The 13,518-nt window shown below is 59.0% G+C and carries 12 protein-coding genes; 1 reads left to right on the top strand and 11 read right to left on the bottom strand.

The annotated features are described in order from the left end of the window. Positions 1-185: 185 nt before the first annotated feature. The 10 genes from GY33_RS0117615 to GY33_RS0117565 all read right to left on the bottom strand — a co-directional run bounded on the left by GY33_RS0117615 (position 186) and on the right by GY33_RS0117565 (position 11,447). Complete coding sequence (locus GY33_RS0117615; RefSeq protein ID WP_031388587.1) at positions 186-491, bottom strand: HMA2 domain-containing protein; 306 nt, start codon at positions 489-491, stop codon at positions 186-188. Positions 492-721: 230 nt separating this feature from the next. Beyond that, the gene (locus GY33_RS0117610) at positions 722-1,150 is read right to left on the bottom strand and encodes an HMA2 domain-containing protein (RefSeq protein WP_051822802.1); all 429 of its coding nucleotides are present in this window, start codon (positions 1,148-1,150) and stop codon (positions 722-724) included. Between the two features lie 219 nt (positions 1,151-1,369). Beyond that, the gene (locus tag GY33_RS0117605; RefSeq protein ID WP_035272613.1) at positions 1,370-3,511 is read right to left on the bottom strand and encodes a heavy metal translocating P-type ATPase; all 2,142 of its coding nucleotides are present in this window, start codon (positions 3,509-3,511) and stop codon (positions 1,370-1,372) included. Between the two features lie 261 nt (positions 3,512-3,772). Continuing rightward, entirely contained in the window at positions 3,773-4,021 is a 249-nt protein-coding gene (locus GY33_RS0117600; protein ID WP_051822801.1) for a hypothetical protein, read from the bottom strand. Positions 4,022-4,179: 158 nt separating this feature from the next. Next, positions 4,180-5,004, bottom strand: a complete 825-nt coding sequence (locus GY33_RS0117595) for a DUF4198 domain-containing protein (protein WP_031388583.1) — start codon at positions 5,002-5,004, stop codon at positions 4,180-4,182. Between the two features lie 106 nt (positions 5,005-5,110). Continuing rightward, positions 5,111-5,431: a hypothetical protein gene (locus tag GY33_RS0117590; RefSeq protein ID WP_031388582.1), complete on the bottom strand. Its 321-nt coding sequence runs from the start codon at positions 5,429-5,431 to the stop codon at positions 5,111-5,113. Between the two features lie 488 nt (positions 5,432-5,919). Continuing rightward, positions 5,920-8,460: a ferrous iron transport protein B gene (gene feoB / locus GY33_RS0117580; RefSeq protein WP_051822800.1), complete on the bottom strand. Its 2,541-nt coding sequence runs from the start codon at positions 8,458-8,460 to the stop codon at positions 5,920-5,922. Positions 8,461-8,628: 168 nt separating this feature from the next. Then, positions 8,629-8,943 carry a FeoA family protein gene (locus tag GY33_RS0117575; RefSeq protein WP_200874891.1) on the bottom strand — a complete coding sequence of 105 codons (315 nt, stop codon included), beginning with the start codon at positions 8,941-8,943 and terminating at the stop codon, positions 8,629-8,631. 194 nt (positions 8,944-9,137) lie between these two features. Next, on the bottom strand, positions 9,138-10,151 hold the full coding sequence (locus GY33_RS0117570; protein WP_051822799.1) for a hypothetical protein: 1,014 nt from the start codon (positions 10,149-10,151) through the stop codon (positions 9,138-9,140). A gap of 12 nt (positions 10,152-10,163) precedes the next feature. After that, positions 10,164-11,447, bottom strand: a complete 1,284-nt coding sequence (locus GY33_RS0117565) for an adenylosuccinate synthase (protein ID WP_031388577.1) — start codon at positions 11,445-11,447, stop codon at positions 10,164-10,166. 160 nt (positions 11,448-11,607) lie between these two features. On the opposite strand from GY33_RS0117565, the gene GY33_RS0117560 reads away from it, so the two are divergent. Then, positions 11,608-13,089, top strand: coding sequence for an MltF family protein (locus tag GY33_RS0117560; RefSeq protein ID WP_051822798.1), 1,482 nt, complete (start codon positions 11,608-11,610; stop codon positions 13,087-13,089). On the opposite strand, the gene GY33_RS20755 is transcribed toward GY33_RS0117560, so the two are convergent. After that, a complete protein-coding gene (locus tag GY33_RS20755) occupies positions 13,012-13,338 on the bottom strand; it encodes a hypothetical protein (protein ID WP_031388575.1) in 327 nt (108 codons plus the stop codon). The genes GY33_RS0117560 and GY33_RS20755 overlap by 78 nt on opposite strands. Between the last annotated feature and the right edge of the window lie 180 nt (positions 13,339-13,518).

The following is a 13,518-nucleotide window of genomic DNA, read 5'->3' as shown; positions in this document are numbered from 1 at the left end:
GCAATACTGTTGGAAAAATCCGGGTAATTGTTCAAAAATGCGGTTAAAACTCTGAAAAATGCCATTGCACCCGGCTTTCCGCCTGCGCGGGAATGACTTCAATGGCACGCTCTCTCAAACTTGTCATGCTTGTTCACGTTTTTGAGCAAATGCTCATCCGGCTCATCGAAGAACCGCGTTGCGCATCAGGCCGTCAACGTGTCGCTCAACTCGCGCAGAACAGCCACCACTCGATCGTCGTCGGCAGTGAGCAGTTCATCCAACAATGTCGGTGCGATGCGCTCCGGATCATATTCGATGATCACGGATAGGGCCAGGACGTTGACCCGTACGGAAAACACGCCCGGCGGCAGTTCCGAATGCGCTGCCGCCAACTCGCGAACCTCGGGCCGGGAAACAAGGGCCGGACTGAAAAGCAGCCGAATGCGCCCGGGAATATGATGCTTGACAGTCAGGTAACGACGAAGTCCGGCAAGGTCGGATAGATGCATTTTGTTTTGGTTCACGTTTTAGGGGTTGAAAAAAGAGGGCTGAGGGACGAGACCTGAAATTTGAGGAAACCCACCCCTGGCCCCTCCCAGGAGGGGAACAGCAGAGACATCGCGCTCATATTTCTTCACCTTCCCACCTTCACACCTTCTTCTTTCACCCCTTCAGGTCTCAGGTGTCAGCCCTATGCCTTCAGGTCTCAGGTTTCATCCCTCAACCCTTTCTTTTTCCCTTACGCCAGCACCCGCTTCCGATACCCGTAAAGATGGTAACTCAGGAATCCGAGAAACATCGCGCCGGTGAAGATGTGCCCGTCTTCCCTGTCAATGATGGCGAAAAGCATGGCCAAGCCGAGGCTGGAGAGCATGCCTCTCTTGGCAATGGTCATGTTGGCGACCTTGTTTGAGGTTTTGCTTGGGGCCTTGGGCGCGGAGGCGGCTTCCAAAGCGGCCTCCGAGCCGGGAACCTTTTTCAGGGCCTTGAGCAACGCGGCTTCGACCTTGGGATCGTCCTTGTAATGGATCAACAGGCTTCCGGTCCGTGGGTTGTGTTGAACATCAAAAACGCCACCCAGTTTGGCGACGGACTCGGTCAAACGGTGTAACGCGGTCTGATCCTCGGTACGAATCCGGAGTCTTCCGGGAATGGAATTGACGTACATCGTGACTGCCTCCTTTGGTAGCGGTTTTTTGTGAAGCCCATCCTTAAACTAAGTGAAGAGAAAGGCCTTCACCACAGTCCGTTCAAAAATCCCAAGTGCAAGGAGCAAAAAAAGATCAAGGTCGAAGCGTATTTATTTATACGTGAGAATTTTAACTTTTTGCAGTGACGCAGCAATTGGGAGTTTTTCAACGGACTGGAGGCACGGCGCGCCGCGCCCTTACCGCATACCGTCATCGTAGGGGCGCAGACTGTTCACCGTGACCAGGATGGTCGCCAGATTGTGGACCAGGGCCGATACAGCGGGCGAAATCCGCCCGGCCAACCCGAGGAGCACCAGAGCGCCGTTGATGCCCACGGCCGCGGAATAGTTCCAGCGCAACCGGGACATGGCCCGGGACGAGATGGCCCTGGCGGTGAGAATGCCGTCCAAATCGGCATTGGTCAACAAGACGTCGCAAACTTCATGGGCGATGTCCGCCCCGGACTTCATGGAAACGCCCACGTCCGCCACGGACAGGGCCGGGGTGTCGTTGATCCCGTCCCCGACCATGGCCACGACATGGCCAGAAGAACGCAGATCCTGAACAATGCGGACCTTGTCCTCGGGCAGCAACTGGGAATGAAATTCGTCGATGTTCAGCCGCCGGGACACGCTGGCCGCACTCTCCTCGCCGTCTCCGGTGAGCATCAAGACCCGCTTGACGCCGCCCTGCCGCAGCAGTTGCAGGAACAAGGGCGCGTCCCGACGCACCGGGTCCTCCAAAAGGATGACCCCGGCCAGGTCCTGGCCCATACCTACGTAGAGCACGGAACAGCCCTGCTCCGCGGCCCGGGCCACTGCATCGGCGGCCCGATCCAGTTCAATTTTACCATGCTCCTGGAGGAAATGCCGACTGCCTACCAAGACACGTTGGCCCTTGAGTTTGGAGGCGATCCCGTGGGCCAGGATATATTCCAGCTCGGCATGCTCCTCCTTGTGGGACAGACCTTCCCGGTCCGCCATAGACACCACGGCACGGGCCAGAGGGTGCGGGAAGTGCTCCTCCAGACAGGCCGCAACGCGCAAGACTTCGCGGGCTTCATGGCCGTTGAAAGGGATTACCTCCAGACCACGGGGATGGGCCTCGGTCAAAGTTCCGGTTTTGTCGAAAACATACGTGTCGGCCTGATCGAGTTTTTCCAGAAATCTTCCGCCTTTGATCAGCACGCCCTTGGTGGAAGCCTCGCGCATGGCCGAGAGCATGGTCAGCGGCGTGGAAAGCTTTATTGCGCAGGAAAAATCCACCAGCAGCACGGACACGGCCCGGTTCAGGTTCCGGGTCAGGAACCAGGTCAGCAGACTGAGGCCCAGGGTCAGCGGCACGACCCGGTCGGCCCATTGTTCGGCCCGGGCCTGCAAGCCCGCCTTGAGTCGCTCGGACTGTTCAAGGATCTTGACGATCTTGTGAACCCGTGTGGAGTCGCCCACCTGATCGGCCCGGATGACGATGGTCCCTTCCTCCACCGCGGTCCCGGCAAAAACCGAAATGCCCCGAGTCTTGGCCACGGCCAGCGGTTCTCCGGTCAATGATGCCTGATTGACCATGGCCTCGCCTTCAGCCACAACGCCGTCCACGGCGATCCGCGAACCGGCCTGGACAACAACCAAATCACCGGCTCGGACCTGCTCCAGGGGTCGCTCTTCCAGTTCTTCACCGTTCTTGACCCACACCGTGGGCGGCAGTTGCAGCAGATCTTGGGCCAACTGCTCCCGAGAGCGCTTGCGGGTCCATTGCTCCAGGAAATCGCCCAAGGACAGGAGCGTAGTGATGATCATCACCGAGCGCAGATCCCGGCGGGCGAGGGATATGCCGATGGCCAGACCGTCCAGCACGTCGATGTTCAGCCGCCCGCGCAACAGGGAGGCCAGCCCCTTGAGCAAAAAAGGCAGGGCCCGACGAGCCGCCAGGATCAACCGGACCCAGGGCGGCAAAAAGGGACGCAGCAGCAGTCCGGAGAAGGGTAGGGAACGTAGAAACGAGGGTTGGCCGGATGACTCGATGGATGACTCAATGGCGGCCACGTTCAAGGCCGATCGTGGGGAAGATGGTTGCGGCAGTTCGCTCAGCTCACGCAAAGCCAGACCCTGTTCCTGAAACAGGCCGAGCAGTTCCTCCAGGGAGACGCTTTGGTCATGAAAAACCAGAATACTGCCCGTACGTGAAGATATCCGTGCTTCCAGCACCCCATGATGACCGGTCAGGCCGCGCTGAATCATGTCCATGGTGGCTTGGTCCGGAACGTGGTCCAGACGAAGTCGAAACCGACCGGGCAAGGCGTGTACAAGTACGACCAGAAAGCGTTTTGGAGGTCTGCCCATGAAGAAATCCTGAGAAAGTGAGGGTTCGGAGTTTGAAGTCAGGAGTCAGGAGCCAGCTTTATGTCCGCTCTTGCTCCGGCAATCTGGGTCGCTATCGGTATCGGTATCGGAACAGGAAGAATTTTGAACACATCCCAGTGTTTTCTTTCCCGATCCCGATTCCAATTCCGACCCCGGCAACAGTATTACTCTGTGCTGAGTAGTTGCGAAAAACCAAAATCAAGAGGCCACCCTGGCCGAAGGCGACCAGGGTGGAGATAATTATTTGGATTTTTCCTGCGCCACAGCGACAGGTTTGGCCTGCTTGGCTTCGGCCACCAGGTCCTCCACGTTTTCCTTGGCCTTTTCCAGGGACGTCAACATTTTGTCCTTTACGGCCAGACCTTGGGCCAGGGTGCCCACCACCGCCCCCCGCAAGGGGCTGTCCTGCCGAGCCATGAGGCTGGCTCCGGCCGCGCCGATCACGACACCAGCCAGCAACCACAATCCACTGCGCATCATTTCGTTCATTTCGCACCTCCTGAGTTAGCCTGAAAAGATACAATGCCTCGAAGTTTTAGATGCTTACAGAAACATCACTTCCAGCGCAACCGAAAACCTCAAGCGCCCCGCCCCCATGACCTCACTGCAAGTGAAGTACAATGAAGACGGGGCGTTTCAGGAGGGGCCTACGGGATATCCGTGACCTGAATCCAAAGCACGGCTTCCTGGACCATTTCCTTGCCGTCGTGCTCCAACTCGACCACGTCCGGCACGGCGATGCCCCACCAGCCGGCCTTGGGCAGACCGATGGTGAATTCACCCTTGTCGTTGGCCATCACGGACATGGTTTCAAAGGCCGGATGCGGGGCCTCGATCTTGGGCTCGCCGACAAAGGCGTTGGCGGCAATGTCCACGTCCACGTTCAGGTACTCGACCTCGACCTCGATGTTCGGAACCGGCTCGCCGTTGGACATGACAACGCCGGTGAACACTCCGCCGGTCCAATTGGCGTAGGGCTTGTTCAAGGGCACGATTTCGGCGGGCAAGCCCAAAGGCTCATGCCAGTTGCCGGGCATGCCGCCCACGTTCACGATCATCTTGGTGAACTGCTGAATATATTCCTCATCAGCCTTTTCATAGTAAGGAGTCGGTACGAGCACGAAAACGTAGTCGCCCATGGAGCGAACCACGCGGGCCGGCAGCTTGGCGTCAAAAGCCTTCCCCGCGGCGTCGTCCAGGCCCTTCCAGGTGATCTCCGAGAGATATTCCTTCAGGTCGGTCTTCTGGGGTTCACCTTCCTCGCCGCGCTGATGCACCACATAGAACTCCTGGACCGGGTCCATGTCCATGATATGATCACCGTCAAACGGATGGGTGAAGACCAGCTTCAAGCTCATCTCTCCGCCTTGCTCCAGGGCGCTTTCCGGGGTGTAGAGCATCTGGAAGTGCGCCAGGGCCGGAGCACTCAAAAACAGGGTCAACAGGCCGGCAAGCAAAAATCCTCGTTTCATTTCTTCCTCCATAATAAGGCTTACATAAGGTTAATAACAACAATCCTTCTCAACACAACTCAATGAAAACCGAGCCAAAGGACTCCATCCGAGGCCCGGACATTTCCTACTCGAAAATCTGCGAACCAGGGATCAAAATATCATGTCCCTCGCCGCCGTCGAAAATAACGGAGTACTCTCCCTCGGGTTTATCGAACTCCACATCGCTGTTGCCTGACAATTGGAGAGACAAAATCACCTCTCCGGAAGCGTCCTTGACAATGATCGGAACCCCGGCGGCACTGGAGCCGTCGGAAAACCCGCCTTCACAATAAATCGTCCCATCTGCGTTGTCGAAGCAGGAGAACAGCGGCGTATGCGCCGAGACCGTTCCCGCGACCGTCAGAAATCCCACCAAAACAAACAAAATCAATCCGCGTCGCAACATGTCAGTAACCTCCAACAATCAGAAAATGGTTTAAAAAATAAATCCAACCGACCCCACCCCTACCCCCTCCCAGGAAGGGATTGAGAGATGAGGGCTGAGGGATGAAACCTGAATCCTGAATCCTGAGGGAACCCACCCTTGGCCCCTCCCAGGAGGGGATTGGGCCGTGGTGTGGCTGGAATTCAGGCTCACGTTTCAATTTCCACAAGATCACATTTTTTTCATCGATGAACGAAGAACAAGGAACCAAGAACGTTTTTCCCCTCAGGTTTCAGGTTTCATCCCTCAGCCCTTTCACTTCTCCCTCAGCCCTCTCTTTTCCTCTTTCCCTTCCCCCCGCAAATCCCCAATCCCATCCTGACCGGGCAACTTCAAGGCCGACGGGCAGGATTCGCAGGAGCAGCCTTTCTTTTTGAAAAACGTTTTCCAAATATAAAAGACAGCCCAAGCCAACAGAACTCCCAGAATCAGGTATTCCCAGAACATGGTCAGGCCTCCTTAGGAGCATGGGGGAAAGGTGTAGCTGGCTTTTTCCAGGCCGGATCAGGCAGAAAGGACAGGCCGATGGCCGTTCCCAGGGCCAGGAAGTAGAACCCGACCATGGCCTGGATGCCGCTTAAGCCCAGCCAAGTGCTGATGGTGAACACCCCGCTGGCCACGGCCAAGCCGAATACCGTTGGGAAGATGATCGAGAAGAGCATCCATTTGTAGGAACCGGTCTGGACCTTGACCATGATCGTGGTGGCCAAGCAGGGAGGGTACAAGGCGAAAAAGAGAATCAGGGCAAAGGCATGCAGGGGGGTGAACCCGGTGGCTTCACCAGACCGCTCCATGCGCTCTTCCAGAGACAACGACTCGTCGGCGCCTTCCTGAAACAGGACGCCCAATGTGGCCACGCTGGATTCCCGAGCAGCAAAGGAACTGATCAGAGCCACGTTGATCTTCCAGTCGAACCCGGCATACTGCGTCACCGGCTCCAGGGCCCGACCCATGGTGCCGAAGTAACTGTAGACAATGGTTTCCTCGCGGATGGCCGTGCGCAGGTTGGATCGTTCGGTGGACAAACCGCGCAGGTGCCGACTGATGGTGCGGGCATCCGCGTCCCTGGGGCGCAACAAAGGAAAAATTTCCGGATGCAGGGCCTCGTAGCGGTCGTCCACGGCGGAAGAGGCTTCCTGGGTAGAAGCGGCCAGTTTGGCCTCGCGGTAGGTGTTGGCGATGTTCAGCAGGTTGAGCACGGCCTGATCGTCGGACAGGATCTCCGCGTAGGGCGTCTCCTGGATGTTCTCGCGAAAGGTGGCGATGGCTTCGTCCATGCGGCCGTCAAAGTAGGCCATGCGTTCGGTCGGCAGTCCTGGGAACTGCAACAAAACGTAGACCACGACGGCCACGGCCACCACGATGGTCCCCACCTTTTTGATGTAGACCCAGGTCCGATCAACGGCGCGGCGCAGCACTCCCATCAACGTGGGCATGTGGTAGTTGGGCATCTCCATGACAAAGGGGGCCGTTTCCCGCCCGCGCAGGATGGTAGAGGTGAGCAGTTTGGCGATGATCATGGCCATAATGATGGTGATCGTGGAGATGAACAACATCAGGTAAGATTTGTAGGCCGCGAAATAAATGGAGACCAGCAGGGTGTAGAGCGGAATTTTGGCCAGGCAGTTCATGTACGGCACGGTCAGAATCGTGGCCAAACGGGAACGCTCGTCCGGAATGCCCTTGGTGGCCATGATCCCGGGCACGGCGCAACCGCCGGTGAACACTCCGCCCAGGATGAACGGCAGGGTGGACTGGCCGTGCAGGCCGAAACTCTGAAAGACCCGATCCAGAATAAAGGCTATCCGGGCCATGTATCCGGAGTCTTCCAGGATCGCGATCAAGGCGAAAAGGATCAGGAAAATGGGCACGTAGTTGAGCAGGGTGTTCACGCTGTCCACCATCCATAGTGACATGGAGCGGAGGATGGTGTCGTGGAGCAGCCCGGGATCAGGCAGGAGCCCGGCCACGAAGGTCCGCACCCAGGCCAGGGCCGGCCAGGTCAGGAAGGTCAGCTTATAGCCCTGGACGATGGACAACTCGTAGATCAGGTAGACGGTGAGCACCAGAAAGATCGGGGCAAAGGCCCGGTGCAGGAGTACCCGGTCGATTTTTTCGGAAAAGCGCACCGTGTCCGCCTTGGTCACCTCCACGCACTGCTCCACCAGGGAGGCGGCCAAGCGGTCCCGGCAGGTGACGATATAGTCCGCCGGGGTGATGTCCATCTTCCCCTGAAACGCGGCGGTGGCCGCGGATACCGCGTCCATTACGGCATCAGCCTGGGCATGGTGTCGCCGCAACAGCTTCAGGGCCTCGGAGTCGCCCTCCAGGAGCTTGACCGCCATCCAGCGCAAAGGGACGGCCTTGACCAGATTTTCCGACTCCAGAAGTTGCTCGTGGACAGCGGCGATGTGTTCTTCCAACTCTTCGTAATTGATCCGCAAGCCGTGCTGATCCTGAAATCCTTCATCCTCCCCCCGTTCCTCGCGAGCCGCGCGGCGCAGGGCCGGACGCAGTTCCTGCTTGCCCCGGCCCTTGCGGCCCACCGTGGGCACAACCTCGATGCCCAGCAGCCGACCCAGCTTTTCATGATCGATCTTACGTCCTTGGGCCTCGGCCACGTCTACCATGTTCAGAGCCATGACCACGGGAAACGACATTTCCAGAATCTGGAAGGTAAAATACAGACCCCGGCGCAAACTGGAAGCGTCGATGACATTGAGAATGGCGTCGGGCCGTTCCCGCAACAAAAAATCTCGGGCCACCCGCTCTTCCAGGGAAAATGAGGTCAGGCTGTAGGTTCCGGGCAGGTCCACGACCTCCACCCGGCCCAATTCGTCGTGATAATTGCCGGCCTTCTTGTCCACGGTCACGCCGGGGTAGTTGGCGATATGCTGGTTCGCCCCGGTGAGCATGTTGAAAATGGTCGACTTGCCGGCATTCTGCTGACCGGCCAGTCCGATCATGATGTTTTTCTTGGCGGGTGACATGCTATCCTTCAAAAGATCGTGCATTTCCCAAAAGCCCAAGAGTGGGCGTCTGTTCAGGAAAATATTTGGAATGGCAATAAATTTCCACTAACTGCCAAAGTGATTTTCAAGATCAACTCAAAACCGCATTACTCGCCACGTTTTTTCATGCGGGGAGACCATGCTCGACTAGGCGGCCCGCACGTCGATCAAATCCGCCTCCCGCTTACGCAGGGTAACGTAGTAGTCACCAACCCGCAGTTCCAGCGGGTCACCCAACGTGGCGCAACGGATCATTTCAATCTCGGCATTGGGAACAAAACCCAGGTCCAACAGGCGCTGCCGGATGGCCCCGTGAGCCCTGTGCCGTCGGATGCGGCACCGACATCCGTTGGCTACTTTGGTCAGCGTCTGGTCCTCACCATTGCCACCCTGCGCGGGATGCGCACAGGAAGGGCACTCTTGGACCGGCATGGCATTTTGTTTCCGGAAACGATGCAACATGGCTTCATTCTCCTTGCTTGTTGAGGACGCTCGCGAAGATTCCAAGCCACGGCCCACAAAATTTCAATGGGGCTCAGTCAGTGACGCTGGATGATGGGTAACTACTGATAAGCAGTTTCAATGTCAACCCCGCAACCAGCTTTTGCCACATCAGGAGCCTCTCCCCGAAACCAGGAAAGATCACCCAGTCGTGCTCAGCCGCGTTGTGCTCGCAAGGCTCCGCGCAGCCCCACGGCCAACCAGTCCAGAACCAAAGTCGGGGCGACCTGGGTTCGCAGGGCCTGCTCAGCCTCGTCCAAACGCAGATCAACGGTCCGCCAGGCCGCGGGATTCCCTCGTTCGTGGAAGACCTGGGCCAGGGAAGAATCCGGGCGGCCTTGGCAGGCCCGGATCAGCCCCCGGCGACAAGCGTGGATCACATGAAAGGCCAGCGGTCGATCCACCTGACCTTTGACCATGGTCCGGCCGAACCATTCCCGGCCGGTCTTCAGAAATCCAGCCAGGGCCTCGACCCATTCCGGATCCGGCCCCCCTTCCCGATCCTGAACCCCGTCCAGATCCCAGGAAAGGGTCGCCACCCAGCTTCTGGAGACCAGGGTGCGCAACAGGCGCTCCCGCTGAGGAGCCAGCAGGACGTAGGCGTTGCGAGTTTCAGTATCTTCCATGGACTTGAGCAGAGCGTTGCCCGCCTCTTCGGTCAGCTCCTGGGCCTCACCCAGGACCACCACCCGGCGCTTCGCGTCCCGGGGCGCTTGGCCCAGCAGGCCGCGCAGTTCCCGGACCGTATCGATGCCGATCCGCCCTTCCCTGCCGTCCAGATAGACCAGATCAAGAAACACGCCGTCCCGAATCCGGCTGCACGCGGGGCACTGCTCACAAGGCCCCGGCCCGCCGGGCAAAGCTAACGAAGGATCGCAATGAGAGGGAGGGAGGGAGGAGGACGGCGGGAGCGCCAAACAATTAAGCAGAGCCGTCCAGTACAGCCCGAGCTTTTCACGCTCTTCGGCGGTTCCGCCTTCCAAAAGAAGCACTCGTGGTGGCCGGGAAAGCAAGCGGGCCAGGATAGATACCACCCGTTCCTGGCCCGGAATCCGGAACAAATCCGGGACAACCCGTGGGGCCCAGTCCTGGGCCTTGTCCTGGGCCTTGTCCTGGGTCTGCTTTTTGGCTGGGCCCTTTGTCCGGGTCTGGGAGGCCGTCTTGGCCATGATCGGCCCCCGCTAGACGCGGCGTTCGATGGTCTGACGTCGATCCGGTCCCACGGAGACGATGGTCACCGGAACCGTCAGCTCATGTTCCAACCGCTGAATGTAGGCCCGCGCGGCTTCCGGCAGGTCGTCCCAAGCCGAGGCCCCGGCGATGTCCTCGGACCAGCCGGGCACGTCGACGTAAACGGGCTTCACCGCGGCCAGGAGTCCTTCTTCCTGGGGCGGATAGGCCATTTCCCGCCCGTCCAGCTCATATCCGACGCAGATCCGTATCCGGTCCAGACCACTGAGCACGTCCAGCTTGGTCAGAACGATCTCTGACACGCCGTTCAGGCGGATGGATTCGCGCAACAAGGGCAGGTCCAGCCAGCCACAGCGTCGTTTGCGGCCCGTGGTCGCTCCGAACTCTCCGCCTTGGCGCTGCAAATGGTCGCCAATGGGATCGAAGAGTTCCGTAGGAAAGGGGCCGGAGCCGACCCTGGTGGTGTAGGCTTTGACGATGCCCATGACCGTGCCCAGCAGCCCCGGCGAACAGCCCGCTCCGGCGGCCACGTTGCCGGCCACGGTATTGGAGGAGGTCACGAAGGGATAGGTGCCGTGGTCAATGTCCAGGTGGGTTCCCTGGGCGCCCTCGAAGAGCACCCTGCGTCCGTCCACCACGGCCGCGGCGATGCGCTCCGACACATCGCCGAGATGGGCAACAAGCCGCCGACCGGACTCCAAAACCTCTTCCAGTACGGCGTCCACGTCCATGGACTGGGCACCGTAATAGTTGGTGAACAAGGCATTTTTCTCGGCCAGGGCCTGAACGATCTTGACCCGCACGAGGTCAGTCGAGCGGAAGTCTCCGACCCGGATGCCCACCCGGGCCGCCTTATCCTCATAACACGGCCCGATGCCCCGGCCCGTGGTGCCGATCTTCTCGCCGGTGCGCTTCTCCTCGCGAAGTTTGTCCAATAACTTGTGGTAGGGCATGATCACATGGGTCTTGGGGCTGATCAGAATCCGCTCCGGACCCACGTCCAGTCCGCGCTCGGCCAGGGCGTCCAGTTCCCGGCAAAAAACCTCCGGATCCAGAACCACGCCGTTGCCGATCAGGCAGACCTTGCCGGGGTGCAGTATTCCCGAGGGAATCAGGTGCAGGATAAAGGTCTTTTCGCCGACGACCAGGGTGTGCCCGGCGTTGTTTCCACCCTGAAACCGGACAATCAGGTCCGCCCGTTCCGTCAGCAAATCAACGATCTTGCCCTTGCCTTCATCACCCCACTGGGTGCCCACCACGACAACGTTTGACATGAACCGCTCCTTAAAAGTATATCTTTTCGTTTGCGCAAGACGACCCATCTCCCTAAAAAAGGCCGTCCGCAAAGTCAATGCACGCCATGAAATTTCCCGCTACCTACTGAAGGTATCTTCTCCTGTATGCGGTTCAAGCCGCGAATTTCCCCCTTCCGATATGAAACGAATCCAGTATCTCCTGCTTGTCCGACATCTCCGTCTTTTGGTCTTTATCCTGGTGTTCGCCCAGTTGGTCCTGGTGAACAAACTGCTCTGGGACGCCCGCCCGCCCGGCCTGATCAAGCCGGTGGTCCGTGTCTTGGCCCCGGAGTCCGAACTGGTTCACTCCCGGATCTCGCCCTACGGACCAGGCCTGGAACGGGAACTGGTGGAAATGTTCGCCGAGCAGGCCGGGGTGCATCCGATCTGGCTGCACATGGACGGCCCCGGACCGGCCTGGGACGAACTGCGCCATCACCGGGCCGACTTGCTGGTCGGCGTCGGATACGCGCCGTCTCGTCCCTTTCTGGACTCACTGGTGACCCCGGTGGCCTCCGGGCCCGTCTACGCCCGCCATCCCGTGGGGGTGGTCCATCAGCGTCACCACCACCCTCCCCAGGACCCGTCAGACCTCTGTCGCCGCAAGGTCCTGCTCCCGGAAAACCCTCTCCTACGCCTGACCTTCCTCCAGTTGCTGGACGACGTGGACCTGAACGGCCTGGGCCTGGACGATGCGACGTGCTCCGAGGCCCCACTGCTGACCGAGGAAGCGTCGCTTCCGGTGCAGCTCGCGGCCATGGTCGAAACCGAGGCCCGCTTTACCCTCGTGGACACCGGGCGGTTCTCTCTTTGGGGACCGTTCTACGCCGACTTCCAACTGGCCCACAGCCTGGAAACGACTCTGGAATACCGCTGGTTCTGGCGCGACGACCGTAACCTGATCGCCCCAAAGCTGGCCGAGTTCTGGAATAATATGACCCAGGACAATGCGTTGGAGCGGATTCAGGACAAGTATCTCGGGTTCATTCCGGAAAACAGCGACCGCTTCGCCTTGCTGCACCTGCTGGAAACCCTCCAGCGCGAACTGCCCCGGCACGGCGAGACCATCCTCAAGGCGTCCCAGCGCTACGAAATCGACCCCCTGCTGCTCATCGCCCTGATCTATCACGAATCCCGGTTCGACCCCGAGGCTGTCAGCCGGACCGGGGTGCGCGGCATCATGCAGATCACTCAGGCCACGGCCACAGAACTCGGCCTGGATGACCCCATGAACCCTACCAAAAGCATTCTGGCCGGAGCGCGGTACCTGCGCCGGATATGGAACCGCCTGGATAATCCGGACCTTTCCGAGTGGGATCGCTGGTTTCTGGCCTTGTCCGCCTACAACCAGGGCCTCGGCCACACCTGGGACGCCATGGCTCTGGCCAAAAACCTCGGGCTGAAGGAGACGAGTTGGAACGACGTGAAGCGCGTCTTTCCCCTGCTCAGCCAACGCGACTATTACAGTAAGGCACGCCACGGCTACACCAGAGGCTTTGAAGCCGTGGCCCACGTCGAGGCGATTCGCTACTACTATTACGTCCTAAACGGGCTCCTCGTTCTTGAACGACCGGAAGGGAAGTACCTTGGCCGGCTTGGGCGTCCGAGCCTTCTTTCCTGAGGCGGTCAGCGGCAAGGCCGGAGCTTCCAGCGTCTTTCGAGGTTTTTGCTGCTCGGCCCAGTGATAGTTGAAGAGATGATTTTTCCAGCGGACCAATTGGATCAACCCCAGGACCATCACGGCCTGCTCCCACTTTTTCGTGGGCTGAAACTCACCGGCCATTCCTTCATACTTGTCCATCAACGACGTCAACGACGCCTCATCGAACTGGGCAAGCTGGTCGGCCAGCTTGATTAACACCTTTTCCACGAGTAATGCCCTTCCTTCGTTTGTTTGTAAGGGTTCACGATTCACCATCCAGAAAAACCGCACACTGCCGCAATCCGTTTATCTATGCCTTCCGTCCGATGTTTTCAAGGTGAAATGTTTGAGGCGGAAGGCAAAGACCGGTCTGAACATTATCCCAAGCCACCCCCAAGCAGCCAAAGC

The sequence above is a fragment of the Desulfonatronum thiodismutans genome, from assembly GCF_000717475.1.
In the GTDB taxonomy this organism is placed as follows: domain Bacteria; phylum Desulfobacterota; class Desulfovibrionia; order Desulfovibrionales; family Desulfonatronaceae; genus Desulfonatronum; species Desulfonatronum thiodismutans.
This window is presented reverse-complemented; position numbering and strand designations above follow the sequence as displayed.

Excerpts from the sequence above, each read along its gene's own strand:
- GY33_RS0117595 (WP_031388583.1), bottom strand. The coding sequence starts at position 5,004 with ATGAAACGAGGATTTTTGCTTGCCGGCCTGTTGACCCTGTTTTTGAGT.
- feoB (WP_051822800.1), bottom strand. The coding sequence starts at position 8,460 with ATGTCACCCGCCAAGAAAAACATCATGATCGGACTGGCCGGTCAGCAG.
- GY33_RS0117575 (WP_200874891.1), bottom strand. The coding sequence starts at position 8,943 with ATGTTGCATCGTTTCCGGAAACAAAATGCCATGCCGGTCCAAGAGTGC.
- GY33_RS0117615 (WP_031388587.1), bottom strand. The coding sequence starts at position 491 with ATGCATCTATCCGACCTTGCCGGACTTCGTCGTTACCTGACTGTCAAG.
- GY33_RS0117605 (WP_035272613.1), bottom strand. The coding sequence starts at position 3,511 with ATGGGCAGACCTCCAAAACGCTTTCTGGTCGTACTTGTACACGCCTTG.
- GY33_RS0117570 (WP_051822799.1), bottom strand. The coding sequence starts at position 10,151 with ATGGCCAAGACGGCCTCCCAGACCCGGACAAAGGGCCCAGCCAAAAAG.
- GY33_RS0117600 (WP_051822801.1), bottom strand. The coding sequence starts at position 4,021 with ATGAACGAAATGATGCGCAGTGGATTGTGGTTGCTGGCTGGTGTCGTG.
- GY33_RS0117560 (WP_051822798.1), top strand. The coding sequence starts at position 11,608 with ATGAAACGAATCCAGTATCTCCTGCTTGTCCGACATCTCCGTCTTTTG.
- GY33_RS0117565 (WP_031388577.1), bottom strand. The coding sequence starts at position 11,447 with ATGTCAAACGTTGTCGTGGTGGGCACCCAGTGGGGTGATGAAGGCAAG.
- GY33_RS0117610 (WP_051822802.1), bottom strand. The coding sequence starts at position 1,150 with ATGTACGTCAATTCCATTCCCGGAAGACTCCGGATTCGTACCGAGGAT.
- GY33_RS0117590 (WP_031388582.1), bottom strand. The coding sequence starts at position 5,431 with ATGTTGCGACGCGGATTGATTTTGTTTGTTTTGGTGGGATTTCTGACG.